Origin of the sequence: Cohnella sp. AR92, assembly GCF_003990975.1 — a bacterium.
Classification (GTDB): domain Bacteria; phylum Bacillota; class Bacilli; order Paenibacillales; family Paenibacillaceae; genus Cohnella.
The window spans coordinates 178,241-193,837 of sequence record NZ_RZJR01000009.1; the positions used below are offsets into that span (position 1 = coordinate 178,241).

Here is a 15,597-nt window from a genome sequence, read left to right on the forward strand (position 1 = left end):
GCTCTTGCCCGCCTACCTCAGGAGTCGTCCGCCTCGGAAGAAGCCGGGCTCGAAGCATTCGGAAGGGTCAGCGCGGGCGCCTGGGCCGCTCCGTTGCCGACCGGGTTGCCCTTGCCGTCGTAATAGTAAGTCGGGACGTCGCCCACCACCATCATATAAGAAAGAGGAATATCCGTCTCCAGTACGCTGGGCTCCTGATCGAACGGGATGACGATCGCGATCTGAGTCTTCACATGGACATAGACCTCTACCTGCAGCATGTTGATTCCCGCGCTCGTCTGCCTCGTGCGAACCTCGGCCTGCACGGCGCTGGCCGGATGAAGCCGAACCGAGACGCTCGGTCCGAGCGAGGATAGCAGCGGACTGTGCAGGGCATGCCCGAGAGGAATTCGTTCCTGAAGGCCTTCCTGCTCCTTCAAGGCAGACTCGACGATGCGGATCGTCTCGGAGGTAATTCGCATCTGTTCCTTGTAATCGATAAGGAACCCGGTGATCTTGCCGGCGTCATTCGTCTTCCATTGAATCATTTTGCTGCTGTCCGCGCCGTCCGCCAGATTGTCCAGCATCGCTTGATTAACCGCTTCGGTCGCGCTTTGCATGATGCGAACCTTGGCGAGAAACATGAGCGGATCCCGCAAATACCGGTCCAGCAGCGCCAGCGACTGGAACGCGAGAAGCACGAAGATCGTCAGCATCAGAAGCCAGAAGGTCCTTCGCCTCATTCTTTTTCTCGGCTTCGTTACCCAACCGGTCGGCCCCGCTTCCGCAGGCGGGCGGTACGAGCCCCTTCTCCTCCGGCTTCGCCATCCCTTGCCGCGAGAGACGGGAGCGTAGCTCCCCGAATTCCACCTGCGCGGCGAGGCGCGGAACCCGCGGCTGCGGACGGGCTGCGGCCACTTCCAGCGCGCGGCGAACGGCCTCCCCCATCGTCTTCGCATGCTCTCTCCCCCTTGGCTTCGGATCGGCTCTCGCCTCGGCAAGCTCTTGTCTCCATTCTCATTTCTCATCCATATGCAAGCTGTCCCCAAAAAAGAAGAAACCCGCTTCGCCTCTCGGCTCTAAAGCCTAAGGCTTCTTCGTTGTCAATGGAAACTTGCGAAGCCCGAATAGGTTCAGAAAGCCTCCGTCTCCGCAATCTTCCTCAATTATTAAAAAAACTTAAAGAAGATCCTCCCTTAAGAGCGCTTTTTCTGACAGCCGCTAGGTGAATTTCCAGGGAACAAAGTGCCGGAAATGCACCTCTGACGCTTGCAATGGGTATTTAGTCCCTGATTTCTAAGAGAATCCTAATGTGCTCAGAAACTGGGCATTTGTTTACTTCCTTACCAATTATCCACTAACGAACATGCCCAAAATTTATTGTAAATTAAGTTTTGTAAACGGGCATTCGAGTCCGAATAATACATAAGGATGTGTGATTGCTCTGAAAAAACTTCTTGCAGCATCGGCTATCGCCCTATCGGTTCTTACCGCCGTCTCCACGGTCGCCCTCCCGGCCGCTCCCGCTTCCGCGGCTGAGATGTACGCCACTAACGGCCACAAATACGTAAACACGGCAAAATCTTATATCGGCAAGGTAACCTATCAATTCGGAACCAACAATCCTTCGAGGCTGATCCTCGATTGCTCGGCCTTCACCAAGCTCGTCTTCGCCAAGAATGGCGTCTCGCTGCCTTGGGGCTCCAAAGCGCAAGCGAAATTCGGCACGAAGGTCAGCAGCAAGTCCAGGCTTGCGGTCGGCGATCTGGTCATGTTCAGCGTCGGCACTCCGGGCGTGATCAACCACGTCGGCATCTACGTCGGAGGCGGCAAGTTTATCAGCAACACGAAGAGCTCGGGAGTGACGATCTCCAGCCTGACATCGGGCTACTGGGGCAGCCGCTTCATTATGGGACGCCATTATTAAGGGATATACGGTTATCAAATAAGGCAAAATAATAACGGCACTCTCCGTCCTCAAGGACAGGGAGTGCCGTTTCTTAATGGCCGTTGAACGTTGGCTGTTCGGTTAACCGATTAGGCCGTCGCCGCTTCGAGCTCGATGCTGATCTTCACTTCGTCGCCGATCAGGACGCCGCCCGTCTCCAGCGCCGCGTTGTACGTCAAGCCGTAATCGCTGCGCTTCAGGCTGCCCGTCGCGCTGAAGCCGACCTTCTGGTTGCCCCAAGGATCCTTGCCGGAGCCTTCGTAGGAGACATAAAACGTCTCGGAACGGGTCACGCCGTGCAGGGATACGTCGCCGGTCACGACATACTCGCCGTCGCCGTTGCTGACGATCTTGGTTGCCTTGAACTCCAGCTTCGGATGGCTTTCTACGTTGAAGAAGTCGGCCGAACGAAGGTGAGCGTCGCGATCCTTGTTGCGGGTGTCTACCGAATCCAGGTCGATCTGAACCGCGATGCTTGCCGTCGTCAGATCGTTAGGGTCCGCCTCGATCTGCGCTTCAAAGCTGTGGAAGGAGCCCTTCACCTTCGCGATCATCATGTGCTTTACCGAGAATTCAATTGCGCTGTGGGATACGTCTACGTTCCAGTTGGACTTTGCCATGGATAATTCCTCCTCGAATTTGCTTGCTAATTTACTTACTTAAATTAATTGAATAACTTTTTGAAATTTGCTATGTCCATAATATAAACCACATTATCGTCAGTGTCAATCCCTTAATTTTAAACTATTTAAATTCAAGCCATATCCGCAGCCTAACTGAACATATGCGCATCTAATCTCTTCGAGACCGCCTTGCGCCTCGTCCATGACTCCCGCCGACGAAGGACGCCAAACGAAAAAAAGCAGCTTCCCTCGTAAGAGGAACAGCTGCTTAGGTTCGCGACAATGCCTTAAAGCCCGTGCCTTGGAGCCCGTATAAGATAGAACGGTTGAGGGTTAGGCTTCCCCGACCAGAAAAACGATATCCCCGTTGATGCAATCGATCTTGAGCTGCTTCGAGTCCAAGAACCAGACATCCTTGTTCTCCATGTAGAAGGTGACTCTCTCGGCTTCGACGAGCGCAGCGGGATCCATCGGATCGTCCTTCATGATGCCGAAGCCGTAGGGCTCGGTGCCGCCGCTGACGTACCGGACGAAGATCCGCACGTTGTCTCCGTTGTTATAGCCCCAATCGTTCTTGAAGCAGGATACCGCGGTAGGCGAAATGACAAGTTCCATCGAAGTTACACCCTCTCATTCCACATAATGGAAGCGATTCCATCCCCATTATATGCCCGAATCGCCTCTCCCCACAAGAAGAGGCGTTTGTCGTTATTTGAAAACAATCGTCTTGTTATCGAAAATGATGACCCGGTTCTGAAGGTACCATTGGAGCGCGCGGGCGATGACGGATCTCTCCACCATGCGTCCGACTCTCTTCAGCTCGGCCGCGGAATAATCGTGGCTGACCCGAATGATATCCTGCTCGATAATCGGGCCGGCGTCCAGCTCTTCGGTGACGAAGTGCGCGGTCGCTCCGATGATCTTGACTCCGCGCTCGTAAGCGCGGTCGTACGGCTTCGCTCCGACGAACGCCGGAAGGAACGAATGGTGGATATTGATGATCTTGTTCTTGAACGGCGCGATAAAATTCGGCGAGACGATCTGCATGTACTTGGCGAGAACGATGACGTCGATGTCGTTCTCCTTCAACAGCTTGATGTGCTGCTGTTCGACCTCCAGCTTGTTCTCCTTGGTCACCGGGAAGTGGTAGAACGGCAGGCCAAAGCTCGTTGCCGTCGGGCGAAGATCCTCATGGTTGCTGACGACCATCACGATATCGCAATCGAAGTCGCCGGCCTTCCACTGCCAGAGAAGCTCGACGAGGCAATGGTCCTCCTTGGAGACGAAGATCGCGACCCGCTTCTTCCGGGAATTGAGGAAGAGATTCCACTTCATCTCGTACTTGTCCGTGATCGGCTGGAAATCGCCTTGAAGCTCGGCGAACTTCTGCTCTAGGGACGGAATCGAGAACTCGACCCGCATGAAGAACAGGCCCTCTTGGTAGTTGGTGCTGTACTGGTCGGAAGAGATGATATTGGCGCCCTTCTCATAGAGATATGTAGACACGGCGGCCACGATTCCGGGCTTGTCCGTGCAGGAAATAAGCAGAACGGCTTTATCGTTCGACATGTTGGAAGCTAACCTCTCTCTTGGTAGATTTCACCTTGGCTCTCTCGTCGGAGAGCGATAGGTATATGACGATGGGAGTTGCGATCAAGGGAATCGCGATCTGGGCCCAGACCGGCCCCCAGGAGATGCCCCTTAGAAAATTGATCAACGTAAACCACAAGCCCAGAACGGGAAGCACCATCTTGTTGATATGCTTCGCGAACTGGAACGACATGCTTCTGCGGCAGCTAACGACGGTTCCGATGTTCATCACGCCCAGCTTCGCCCTGGTCGAAGCGGACAGCCCGACGTACATATGCATTTGATGGAACTTCTCCCGCGTGTCCTCCGAATCGAACTTCGCCACCTGGTCAAGGAAGTCCTTGTCTAGATCCATGACATTCAGCTTGGCGCTTCCGTTCCGGAAGCGGATCACGACCCTATCGTTCGTCGACAGCCCGAGAAGAATGCGCGTATTCGGATGCATCCGCGCGATATCGTAAGGCTCGTCGAACGGATAAAGATGTCCTGCCCGAAGCTGAACGGATCTCGAGCCGACGAACAGCCGGCCTATCCCTTCCCAGAGGGGGAACGAGCGCAACCGAGAGAAGAACCCGGGTACGGTCGTCTTGCCTCTCATCAGGGAAGCCGCGATAAGAGTCCGGCTCTCTCCTTCTTCGAGACCGAGAAGCAAGCGTTCATATCGATTCAAGAAGATTTCGTTGCCAGACAGCTCGCCGGATTCAATCAAGGGCACTTGAAGCCGATAGCCCTTGTCCGGATTAAACAACTCTATCCGAGTTCCAAGCTTCTCGATGAGTTCCCCGCTCGCTTCGATCCCGTTCGCCCGCCGGACGGTCTCCAGATTCGGGCGTCTGATCAGCAGCTCAAGGAAGTTGGGCACCTTCAGCTCCGTTTCGGCAGGTTCCCCCAGTTGTTTCTTGTACCGCTTGGAGATCTTCAGAACGCCCCTCTCCAAGTTGCCGGCGGCATCCCGCTTCAGCACCCCGTATACGGGCGGACTCTCCGAACCTGTCAGCTCCGCGGCCAAATAATCGCGATAGCCGAGTCGATCGAAGTCTTCCGCGTTCATCATAATCTCGGTGTAGGGCATATGATGCTCTTTATGCAGCCGAAATACTGTTCGCTCCGCCAATTACTTCTCATCTCCGATGAACCGAATAACTTCTTGAAGCGAGTGCAGAAGCTTCCCGAACTTGTCCGGCGCCTCGCGCGGCTCCCGATAACGCTTATGGATCTCGATCTGCACCGCGGGCAGCCCCAGCTCCAGATGACAGAAGCCGGTAACGGTCCTCGCTCCGGATGCCATGAAGGTATCGTTCATGCGAACGTCCCGAATGCCATGGCGACGGAAGATGGCCTGAATCCGCTTCACCTGTTCCATCTTGAGGGAACGCCCGTCGGTAACGCCCAGATCGATATCGAATTCCCTTTCCAAGGAAGCCCCGTGAAGATCCAGGACGCAGCGAATCTCCCGCTCTTCGGCAAGGCTTCGAATGTAACTTTTGTACTCTCCGCCTTCCGTATGATTCGGATCCTCGTCCGCCAGCCGGTTGGCGTAAATAAGCGGGCAATCGGACGCAAGATTCAGAATTCGGCCGATCGAGCCGGTGAACAGATCGGCGTATTTGACTCTCCCGTCTCTCCGGTGATTGGTAGCATGAGGAGACGACAGCAGAACGGGACTGCTCCCGCCGTGATAAGAGAATGGTCTGGCCGTCCAGGATAGACCGTTATATCCGTCAGCGGAGAAAGGAGGCTCCAGAATCTCGGCCCACTCCGCGGCTTGCCGTTCCGCCATTCTCCCGCACCCTCTCGCGATCTTCCTTTTCCCCCTATTGGAACTTCAGTCTGAACGCATCCTGGAACAGCCGGAACGCCTGCTCCTCTCTCTGTGCGTTGTCCTTGATGAATTCGCTTAGGAAGACGGAGCTGTTCACCTCTAGAACCTGAAGCCCGTCTGCCGTATTCAGGACATCGACGCTGCAGAAGACAAGGCCGATGCTGCCGGCGGCTTGGACCGCAAGCTTGAACAGGGGAGCTTCAAGGGAAGGCTCTACCTCGCCGACGGAGGCGCCATGGGACAGATTGTGCTTCCAGGAGCCTGTCTTGCTCTTGGAGAAAGCCAGCCTGGCTTCGCCATTCAGCACCACGACGCGGTACTCCAGATCGGAAGAACGATAAGGAGAGATCGCGGCGTTCAGCTCGAGGCCGAAAATGTGCTTCAAGCGGTCTCTAAGCTCTTCCTTGCTCCCGACGCGGAACACGTTCTCCCCTTGGGCGCCGTCATCCCGCTTCACCACGGCATCTGAGCCGTATTGCCCTAGGATATGCTCGGCTTTGTCGAAGACGTCCTCCGACGTATACTTCGAATTCGCGTTCAGAAGGAACCGATGCTCGATGGAAGGGACTCCCGCGGCGGAGAGCACGGAATGGGTTGAGGCTTTGCTCTTGGCTATATTAAACGAGGAGCTGTCGTTTAGACCTAAATCGACGTTGTACATCGCGAACCGCTTGTCTTCCTTAGAAGCATAATAGATCTGATTGGCTTCGATCTCCCGGAACGAGACCCCCACGCTTGCTCCCGCGCTCTGAACCATTCGCAGATAAGGCCTAATGGCGGTCATTGCATTCAATCCTCCGTCCGCTATGCGGATTGGCTTAATATCTAATTATACAATAATTGAGGGAGGCGTTAACAGAGCAATATTCAATAGAAAATGCACAGAATTCTTCGTTCCAATGGAAACTCCCCCTATGATACGATGGGAAGACGATTCGCCGGGCTTATCGGCATCATGGAGGATATTTATTTTGGAAAGACAAGACGAATTACCGCTGTCGAACGGCCGCCCGAACTCCCTTAATTATGCCCTGCTGCTCGCGGTCGTCTTCGGCGGTTTCCTGATCTTCGGCTTCTCGGAGAACATCAAAGGTCCGGCAATTCCGCGCATGCAAGCCGAATTCGGTCTCGACGAATTCCAGCTCGGCCTGCTTCTCTCGCTCAACTCGCTAGGTTACCTGATCGCCTGTTCCTTCACCGGGTACCTCACCCGGAAGATCGGCATCCGCTGGACCGGCATCGCGGCATTCGGCTCGATGTTCCTGTCGGGCATTCTCATGTACTTGTCGGCTAACTATACGCTCCTCTCCGGCTCCTACTTCCTCATGTACATAGGGAACGGAATGCTGGAGATCGGACTCGCGATCATGGCGGCGCGAATCTTCACCCGCAACACGGGAACGATGATGAACCTGTCCCACTTCTTCTACGGGCTTAGCTCGACCGTCGCCCCGATCATCGCTTCTTCGATGATGGGCTGGCATCTGTTCGGAGGGGAATTCGGGTGGAGAGGCATGTACGTCGCGATGCTCGCGCTGTCGCTGCTGCCGATCATCCCTTCGCTTGTCGCGAAGTTCCCGGACGAGCATGAGGCCCATGCGGAGGAGAGGGTTCCTCTGTCGGGGATCGCGAAGGATCCGATCGCTTGGCTGATCGTGCTCGTGCTGTCTTGCGGAGTCGTCTCGGAGATGGCGGTCGGCAGTTGGCTCGTCAACTACCTGGAGAAGGCCTACGGCTGGACGACGGAATCGGCTTCCGGCATGCTGTCGCTATTTTTCCTCTTCTTCATGCTGGCGCGGCTGTTCCTCGGCCCGATCACCGACCGCATCGGCTATACGCTGTCGATCATGATCTTCAGCGCCTTCTCCGGCCTGTGCAGCTTCGCCGCGATCCTGGCCGGGGAGAGCGGCGCGATCCTGTTCGCGATCGCCGGCATCGGCATCGCGCCGATCTATCCGACGGTGATGGCGCTGCTCGCCAAACGTTACCGATCCGGGACGGACTCGGCGATTACGTTCACCGTCACGCTGATGGGGATCGCCAGCGTAGTCGGCAACCTCCTGATCGGGGCGATCATCGATTGGGCCCGAGCCCTATTCGAAGGCAGCGAAGGAACGGAACAAAGCCGCATCCTGGGCCTGCAGGCCGGATACGGCTTCATCGCGGCGATGGCTCTTCTCTGCTCGGTCTTCTGCATCCTGCTGTACAAGAAGCTAAGGTCCAAGGGAGAGCTTGTCTAACTCGTCTAACCGGATAGCGTATTGTTCAGCGCTCGCTTCGAGCAGCCGCATCCAGCGGCGGCTCTTCCGCGTTCCCGGGGCGAGTGAAGAACGATTCCAGCTTCTTGCTGACGAAATAAGAGGCGAGCACGAAGAGCAACACGTAGAGCAAACGGACGGGCTCTTCGGCGAACCGATGAAGATCGTAACCGATATAGGACACCGAGAGCACCATCACGGCCTTGCCGAACAGAATGGCGATCAGGAAAGAACGAAGCGGCATTCGCGCAAGCGCCGCCGCGACATTGATAATGACGAACGGCCCGACCGGGAACAGGCTGAGCAAGAACACATAGCTGAACGCATTCCGCCGGATCCAGACCATCGCCTTGCGCACGCTGGGCTTGTTCGCCCACTTGAGCGCATAAGGATGCCTTCCCAGCTTGCGGAAGATCAGGAAGGTGGTCAGACAGCCGAGAATCATTCCCAGCCAAGAGTAGAAAAAGCCTTGCCACAAGCCGTAAACCGCCGCGTTCACGCCGACGATGATAATAGTCGGCAGGGGCGGAACGAACGACTTCAAGAAGGTCAGGGCGATACCCGGCAGCGGGCCGAGCTCCCGATATCGGTTCAACCAGCTCTTCAAGTCTTCTTCGGTCAACGAATTTAACGTATCGATTAGGGATGACATCCCGGTACTCCTTCGCGTCTTCGATTGTTTATTATCTTACCACATCTTCCTGAGACGAACTTCAACATTCCATTCGCAAGCTCGCGGCAATAAAGAAACCCGCCTGGCCGCTCCCGGAGGGAGACGTGAAGGCGGGCGTTGATTTTATCGGTTATTGCTTATTCCGGAGAGAAGGCGGAAGTCCGCCGAACTCCGGAGGAGGCAGCCGGGGTCAACTTATAGCCGTTGACGAGATAACGGGAAGCGCCGGATTCGTTGCTCAGATACAGCTCGACCCGCTCGCCGTCCGGCCTGCACAGCTCCACGGTCATCTCGAAGTACTTCGCCCCGTGCAGCGCGTCGACCGGATGCGCCTGTTCCTTCTGCCGCTTCGCCGTCACGCGCTCGTTGATGGACGAGATTCTCTCGCAGCCGAATTGGGAATACTTCTCCCGGTAAATCCGGTTCAAGAACCTCTCAACGACGGGATGGAGCTCCTGAAGCATCGCCTCCTCCAGCAAGACTTCCCGCGAGGAAGGCTCCGGTTCCGCATAAGCCGGCAGGGAGGGGAAGAGGAGGATTATGCAAGCGATGAGGATCGGCAGTCGGGTTGTTTTTCTCACGGATATTCCCCTTCTGTTCGTCATGATGGAAGCTAGCCAAGACATAGAATCGCCCGACTGGCGGGGATTCATTCCGATCGCGATCCAGATCAATCCTTGCGTTTAACGAACCTGCTCTTGCCCGGATCGATCGCATAGGTGCCGGACGCGCTATCCCATGTATACGTATCGGACTGGATATCCCAGCCTCCTTCGCTGCGATAGACTTTGTTATTCGCGGTTATCGCCTTATCGTCCTCGATCTGCAAACCCAAGTCTCCCATCAATTCGTCCTGAATAGGCTGGAAGCCCTCCCCCCACTTATAAAACGTTCCGACCGTCACTCCCGGGAAAAAAGTGCGATCCACGTATAGCAGAATCGTCTTGTCATCCGGATGGATAACCTTAAGCGTCTCCGGGTTGTCGAAGTCCTCATCGAAATCCAGGTCGCCGTCCATCACGTAACCGTCTTGTTCGGAGACCGAAGAAATGAAGATAAGCTTATGGCTCTTCAAGAGAGCGACGCGGTCCATCCCTCCGTCTCCATTGAAGTCGTAGTCGGCATAATCGAGAAGCTGCTCCTGCGGAAACATCGTGCGGACATCGTAATACTCGATGCTTGATTCTTCCTCCTCATCGCCCGGGGCGGCATTATGCGCCGCAACCATCTCCTTCAGAGTTTCAGAGGAGTCAAAGGAGTCGCCTATCTTCCAGTATTTGACTCCGGTGCCCGATTCCAATACGTCTTGGGCATGGCCATCGGAACCTTGGGCCGTTACCGCGTTCAGAACGATGGCCGGAGCGCCGTGATCGTCTACAACCTCCGCCTTGGCATTCTGAATCTCGTAATCGGAAGCGCAAGAGCCCATCGCGATCTCCTTGGTCCCTCCGACCAGGATGGCCTTCCATTTGGGAGTCAAAGTGACGCTTGCTCCGGAGATATCCCACGTCCCCGATACCCCTAATACTTCCTTGGAGCAATCCATCGAATTGTACAGGAAGTCGAAGGAATGATCCTCGCGCAGAATATAAACGTCATTGTAACCCGATGCCACCACCGTCCCGCCTACTTGCCAAGCTCCTACGACGGCCGAATCGGGCAGAGCTTGGACGGGCGAAGGAGAAGGACGGCTCTCCGGCGCCACCGTAACGGCCGCCGAATGGTCCGTTAGGGATGGAACGGGGGAAACGGCGACCGCAGCCTGATTGGACGAATGGTCCCTGCAGCCTGAGAGAACCGCGACCGCCGCTAGAAGGACGAAGCCTACATGCCTGATCATTCGATTATTCACCCGCTTTAGTGAATTCGTTCCGCATTCGCTCCAAGCGATCAGATGAAATTATGATTCTACCGCAAATAAACCTGTAGAAATCGAACGACGGAATGAAGCGCCTCCTGAACCGCAGGATCGTCAAAGCGCTCATCGAACACATGATCCGCGCCTTCCATTCGAATCAGCTCCGTTGGCACCCCATGTGCCTTGAGCCGATCATGCATGAGAACCGACTGCTCGAAGGGAACATCCGTATCCCGGTCCCCGTGCAGGAACAACGTTGGCGGGAAAGCCGAGGTAACTTGGTCGATAGGGTTGTAAGGCAGCAGCCGCTGCCGATCGACGACTGGCTCGCAGCCGGTTACTTCCCTCACCCAGACGCCATGCTGCCGACAGTAGATATAGAAGGGGAGCCGTCCCATTTGGCCGTCCGTCAACTCTCTATCCCCGACGCTGCGATAAGCCTCTTCCTTGCTCACGATGTTTCTCTTCCGGTAATGCTCGCTCGGCGCCGCGTACCACTCTCCCAGAATGTCTCCGTAGCCGTAGAAAGAAACGATCGCCCTCGGCTTCCAATCCATCGTTCCTAATAGCAAGCTAAGATAGCCGCCTGCGGAGCTGCCCATGACCGCAATACGGCCCGTATCGAAGTCGTACCGCTCGATTGCTGCCGTTCGCACCCATTCCAATGCGTCTCTGACGTCCTCTACGACGTGTTCGAAGCCTGTTTCCGGCGCCAGCCGGTAATCGATATTCACGATGCTGAACCCGGCCCGGAAGTAATATTCGATCTGTTCCGCGGGAAACCACCTTCGCGATCCGAAGATCAGCGCCCCGCTGTGAATATAGAGAAGAACCGGGGAACGGCTTCCTCGATAATAGACATCCGCCTCTAACGAGAGCTGATCGGTGACCTTGTAGACTCGAGTCTCCTTCTTCATGCTTGCACCTGCCTCGCCTTTTTTTCCACTATGCAATTTAAATATTAGCAGAAAATAACAGAATAGGAACCCGAGGAATGGGAAAGGCGAAAATGGACCCGGCGGGCAGGATGTTCCCAACACCGGCCTTATCGTGAGGCATGCTTACAGCGTAGCCGACAACGGGAATCCTAAGCTGCTAATCAGCGATCTGTATTGGGATTCCGCCGGCTGGCCGTACTACACTTGATCGGGATCTACAACGAAGCAAAGACCTTCTCTAAGCGGAAGCTTAAAGAAGGTCTTTGCTGCTATGGGATATGGGACAGGCAAGCAACCTGCTCAGCGGCTTGCTTGCCTGTCCGACGCAGCCAGACGCTTGCTGGCTGCGCTGTCGATGATTCGTTGGATCTCCTGCACCGTCGCCTCGAGGCTTTGTCCGGCCAAGTATCGATTCACGGCTTCTTGAATCTGCGTCTGAAGCGTCTCCGTGGAAACCGTATGAGGCCAGTAGAGGGTGGCGTCATCGCGGGTAACCGCCTCCGCAATCTGCGCCGCGACCGGGTTGTCTATCTTCGCCGATGCAACGGAGGGAACGGCCGAAGCCCCCGCCGCCAGCTTCTCCTGGGTGGCTCTTCCGGTCATGAAGGCGACGAACTTCTTCGCTTCCTCGGGATGCTTCGTCTTGGAGTTGATGACCCGATAGGTGCCTACGTTTATATTGGGGACGGTCTTCTCCTGTCCCGGAACCATCATGAAGCGGATATCGTTGCCGGGGTTGCGATCCCGGATGCTCGGGATGTCCCAGGTTCCCGTCATGATCATCGCCGCTTGCCCTTGGCCGATCAGATCCTTGGACTGCTCGTGCTTCAAGCTTTGCCAATCCGAGGGAACGTAGCCTCGGTCGATGATGTCCTTATGCATCTTGATAGCGTTCACGAAGACCGGATCCGAGGCGGGAATCTCTCCGCTCTCCAGCTTCCGGGTCCATTCCTCGTCCGCGCCGTTATTGGACATGATGGAGCCCCAGAAGAACTGGGCGGTCGACCATTCCGAGTCCGTGGCGACCGGAATGATTCCCTCTTGCTTGAGCTTCTGGCAGACAAGCAGGAACTCGTCCCAGGTCCGCGGAATCTCAAGGCCCAGCCTATCGAACAAGGTCTTGTTATAGAGCAGCCCGTCGCTGTGCATGACTTCGGGGGCTCCGTAGACTTTGCCGTCTATCGTAACGGGCTTCAAGGAGTTGGGGAAGAAATCATCCAGGAACGCGGAGCCCGTAAGGTCCAAATACAAGTCGCCGCGGAGCGCCCTGAATTCCTCGAACAAGCTGGGGGACCAGGTATCGAACACGTCTATCTGCTCGCCGCCGAGCAAGCGGATCTTGATGCCGGCCGTGTAATTGTTGTTCTGGATAAAGTCGGCTTCGATCTTGATGTTCGGATTCTGCTCTTCGAATTGTTTGATCGCGTCGTAGTAGACTTTACCGGCTTGTGCCGTATCCAGCAGGTAGCTCGAATAGCGCAGAGTGACCTGTTCGCCCGACGATCCGTCATGGTCGGCTCCGAGCATCGAAGTATCGATATTCCCGCCCGTATTGCTGCAACCAGCCAAACCAATCGTTATCGCGGCCATGCTTGCGAGTCGTCCCCAGCTTCTAGCGTTCATGATGCGAAGTCCCCTTTGGCCATTCTTCTCTTCCTATCCCCGTTACTGCTTCTTCAAATAATAGAGGGCAGAAGAGAAATCGCCCCCGCCGCCGCACAGTTCTTCCTTACGAATGACGATTCCCGCATTCATTAATTCGTCGCCGTAATGCACTCGCTCGGAATTATCGTTGATCCGATAACGATACTCTTCGGCGAGACCGGTCAGCTTCAGTCTCTTCCAGCCTTCGTTGACGCCGTTAAGCACTTGATAATAGCCGACGAGCGCCTCGCTTCGGTCCTCGGAGACGACCATCCAGCCGGTCTCATTGTGCTCGAACGGACTCCTTATCCGGTAGAAGGTGCCTTGCTGAATGAGCATCCGGTGCCGCTTGACGAACTCGATCTGCTTCCGGACGACTTCTCTCTCCTCTTCGGAGAGGTGATTCAGGTCCAGCTCGTATCCGAAGGCTCCGAAGGAGGCCACATTCGCCCTTGTCTCAAGAGGGGTTATCCGGCCCAATTGCTGATTGGGCACCTCGGATACGTGGGCTCCCATGCTGCTCAATGGATAGACGAAGGAAGTGCCGTACTGAATCTTTAACCGCTCGATGGCATCCGTGTCGTCGCTCGTCCACGTCTGAGGAGCGTAATAGAGGATGCCCGGGTCGAAGCGCGCTCCTCCGCTCGAGCAGGATTCAAACAGGATGTCCGGGAATTCCGTCGTTAAGCGTTCGTATAAATCATACACCCCAAGAATGTATTTGTGGAAGACCGTCCCTTGATCGGCCGCATGCATAGCTGCCGAATAGCATTCGGTGATATAACGGTTCATGTCCCACTTCACATAGCTGATCGACGCTTCTCTCAGTACGCCGGACATCTGCCGATGGATCTCGTCCACGACTTCGCGGCGCGAGAAATCGAGAACGTGCTGATTGCGGGAAGGAGAAGCGGCGCGGCCCGGCGTCTGAATGATCCAATCCGGATGCGCCCGGAACAAGTCGCTGTCCTTGTTCGCCATCTCCGGCTCGAACCAGAGACCGAAGCTCATTCCCATCGCTTCGATCTTGGCGGCCAGTCCTTGAAGGCCATCCGGCAGCTTGGCCCGATTCACGGTCCAGTCGCCAAGGCCCGCCCGATCGTTATTGCGTTCTCCGAACCATCCGTCATCGAGAACGAACAGCTCGATCCCAAGCTCCTTCGCCGTACGGGCAATGCCGAGAATCTTCGCCTCGTCGAAGTCGAAGGAGGTCGCTTCCCAATTGTTGATCAGAATGGGACGCACCCGGTCTCTCCAACGGCCTCTCGCCAGTCTGGTTCGGTACAAGCGATGGAAGGTCTGGCTCATTCCGTTCAGACCGGAATCCGAGTAGACCATGACCGCTTCGGGGGTCTGGAATTCCTCTCCCGAAGCAAGCGGCCATTCGAACCCGTCGGGATGGATCCCCATCAGCACCCGCGTCGAACGATGGGTATCCGCTTCCGCCTGGGCAAGGAAGTTGCCGCTATAGACGAAGCTGAAGCCGTATACTTCGCCCGAATTCTCGTCCGCATGAGGGCGCTTCAGCGCCAGGAACGGATTGTGCTCCGCGCTGCTCGCTCCCCGAAGGCTGTAGATCCCTTGCACCCCTTGCTTCAGGCTGCGGGTGACGACATGCCGTTCCCGGCTCCAGGCTCCGGCCAGATTCACCATCTCGAAGTCGTCGTCCGGGAGATCGACGCATAGGCTAAGCGCCCTCGTCAGGACGAGCTTCTGGCTGCCGCGGTTGACGAATCTCGCATGCCGCGCGAGAATCGGTCCGTCCCGGAAGATCGTATAGCTCAGGATGAGCTCCGCATCGATCAAGGCGTCATATAGAGTAATCTCGAGCGTCTCCGCTTCCTCCGGTTCCTCCGCGTAAGTCGCCGGCAGCCCCTCCAGCTTTCTTTTGCCGGAGAAGATCTCATGGGAACGGTACTCGAATTGGGTAATCCGGCTGCCGTTCTCTTGCTTGACCTCGAAGGCCGGATATCGGAAATCCGTCGTTCCATAGGAGGGATATTCCTGCCTCGTATGCTGAAGGGACAGCTCGTAGTCGTTCTCGAACACATAGGCGGCAAGCGATCTCAGCTCTCCCTGATAGAGATGCCCGAACGATTCCCGGTCCTTCAGCTTCTTGCCGCAATAGAGATTGCCAAGCTGTCCGTTCCGCAGAATCTGAATGACATAACTGACGCTGTCGTTATAGAGGTGGAATTCCTTGCAATCTTCTTTGAATAGAATAGTCATCTTTTGCCTCCTGTTAAGCCGGGAACGTCGACTTG

15 protein-coding genes and 1 pseudogene are annotated in these 15,597 nt (G+C 55.9%); 3 read left to right on the plus strand and 13 right to left on the minus strand.

Features of this window, described 5'->3' with window-relative positions:
• Positions 1 to 17: 17 nt before the first annotated feature.
• Positions 18 to 938, minus strand: coding sequence for a sporulation protein YunB (gene yunB / locus ELR57_RS16435; protein WP_126960185.1), 921 nt, complete (start codon positions 936 to 938; stop codon positions 18 to 20).
• Positions 939 to 1,414: 476 nt separating this feature from the next.
• Here yunB and ELR57_RS16440 point away from each other — a divergent pair, with 476 nt between their 5' ends.
• Positions 1,415 to 1,906: a C40 family peptidase gene (locus ELR57_RS16440; protein WP_238162559.1), complete on the plus strand. Its 492-nt coding sequence runs from the start codon at positions 1,415 to 1,417 to the stop codon at positions 1,904 to 1,906.
• 110 nt (positions 1,907 to 2,016) lie between these two features.
• On the opposite strand, the gene ELR57_RS16445 is transcribed toward ELR57_RS16440, so the two are convergent.
• The 6 genes from ELR57_RS16445 to ELR57_RS16470 all read right to left on the minus strand — a co-directional run bounded on the left by ELR57_RS16445 (position 2,017) and on the right by ELR57_RS16470 (position 6,746).
• Positions 2,017 to 2,547, minus strand: coding sequence for a YceI family protein (locus ELR57_RS16445; RefSeq protein WP_126960186.1), 531 nt, complete (start codon positions 2,545 to 2,547; stop codon positions 2,017 to 2,019).
• Between the two features lie 336 nt (positions 2,548 to 2,883).
• The gene (locus ELR57_RS16450) at positions 2,884 to 3,165 is read right to left on the minus strand and encodes a HesB/YadR/YfhF family protein (protein WP_126960187.1); all 282 of its coding nucleotides are present in this window, start codon (positions 3,163 to 3,165) and stop codon (positions 2,884 to 2,886) included.
• Between the two features lie 93 nt (positions 3,166 to 3,258).
• Complete coding sequence (purU, locus tag ELR57_RS16455; RefSeq protein WP_126960188.1) at positions 3,259 to 4,119, minus strand: formyltetrahydrofolate deformylase; 861 nt, start codon at positions 4,117 to 4,119, stop codon at positions 3,259 to 3,261.
• Positions 4,106 to 5,254: a hypothetical protein gene (locus tag ELR57_RS16460; RefSeq protein WP_126960189.1), complete on the minus strand. Its 1,149-nt coding sequence runs from the start codon at positions 5,252 to 5,254 to the stop codon at positions 4,106 to 4,108. The genes purU and ELR57_RS16460 overlap by 14 nt, the downstream gene beginning before the upstream one ends.
• Positions 5,255 to 5,920, minus strand: coding sequence for a hypothetical protein (locus ELR57_RS16465; RefSeq protein WP_126960190.1), 666 nt, complete (start codon positions 5,918 to 5,920; stop codon positions 5,255 to 5,257). It lies immediately after the preceding gene.
• A gap of 34 nt (positions 5,921 to 5,954) precedes the next feature.
• Positions 5,955 to 6,746 carry an ATP-grasp domain-containing protein gene (locus tag ELR57_RS16470; RefSeq protein ID WP_126960191.1) on the minus strand — a complete coding sequence of 264 codons (792 nt, stop codon included), beginning with the start codon at positions 6,744 to 6,746 and terminating at the stop codon, positions 5,955 to 5,957.
• A 187-nt stretch (positions 6,747 to 6,933) separates the two neighbouring features.
• Between ELR57_RS16470 and ELR57_RS16475 the strand changes: the two genes are divergently transcribed.
• A complete protein-coding gene (locus ELR57_RS16475) occupies positions 6,934 to 8,202 on the plus strand; it encodes an MFS transporter (RefSeq protein ID WP_238162560.1) in 1,269 nt (422 codons plus the stop codon).
• Positions 8,203 to 8,227: 25 nt separating this feature from the next.
• On the opposite strand, the gene ELR57_RS16480 is transcribed toward ELR57_RS16475, so the two are convergent.
• The 4 genes from ELR57_RS16480 to ELR57_RS16495 all read right to left on the minus strand — a co-directional run bounded on the left by ELR57_RS16480 (position 8,228) and on the right by ELR57_RS16495 (position 11,668).
• The gene (locus ELR57_RS16480; RefSeq protein ID WP_126960193.1) at positions 8,228 to 8,872 is read right to left on the minus strand and encodes a TVP38/TMEM64 family protein; all 645 of its coding nucleotides are present in this window, start codon (positions 8,870 to 8,872) and stop codon (positions 8,228 to 8,230) included.
• Positions 8,873 to 9,030: 158 nt separating this feature from the next.
• The gene (locus tag ELR57_RS16485) at positions 9,031 to 9,474 is read right to left on the minus strand and encodes a hypothetical protein (protein ID WP_126960194.1); all 444 of its coding nucleotides are present in this window, start codon (positions 9,472 to 9,474) and stop codon (positions 9,031 to 9,033) included.
• Positions 9,475 to 9,563: 89 nt separating this feature from the next.
• On the minus strand, positions 9,564 to 10,733 hold the full coding sequence (locus tag ELR57_RS16490; RefSeq protein ID WP_126960195.1) for a hypothetical protein: 1,170 nt from the start codon (positions 10,731 to 10,733) through the stop codon (positions 9,564 to 9,566).
• 68 nt (positions 10,734 to 10,801) lie between these two features.
• Positions 10,802 to 11,668, minus strand: a complete 867-nt coding sequence (locus ELR57_RS16495; protein ID WP_126960196.1) for an alpha/beta hydrolase — start codon at positions 11,666 to 11,668, stop codon at positions 10,802 to 10,804.
• A gap of 94 nt (positions 11,669 to 11,762) precedes the next feature.
• Between ELR57_RS16495 and ELR57_RS28320 the strand changes: the two are divergent.
• Positions 11,763 to 11,897 (plus strand): annotated as a pseudogene (locus tag ELR57_RS28320) (arabinan endo-1,5-alpha-L-arabinosidase); the annotation flags it as partial.
• Positions 11,898 to 11,989: 92 nt separating this feature from the next.
• Here the strand turns inward: ELR57_RS28320 and ELR57_RS16505 are convergent.
• Both ELR57_RS16505 and ELR57_RS16510 read right to left on the minus strand, forming a co-directional pair.
• Complete coding sequence (locus ELR57_RS16505; protein ID WP_238162561.1) at positions 11,990 to 13,312, minus strand: ABC transporter substrate-binding protein; 1,323 nt, start codon at positions 13,310 to 13,312, stop codon at positions 11,990 to 11,992.
• 42 nt (positions 13,313 to 13,354) lie between these two features.
• Entirely contained in the window at positions 13,355 to 15,562 is a 2,208-nt protein-coding gene (locus tag ELR57_RS16510; RefSeq protein WP_126960197.1) for an alpha-galactosidase, read from the minus strand.
• Positions 15,563 to 15,597: the final 35 nt, after the last annotated feature.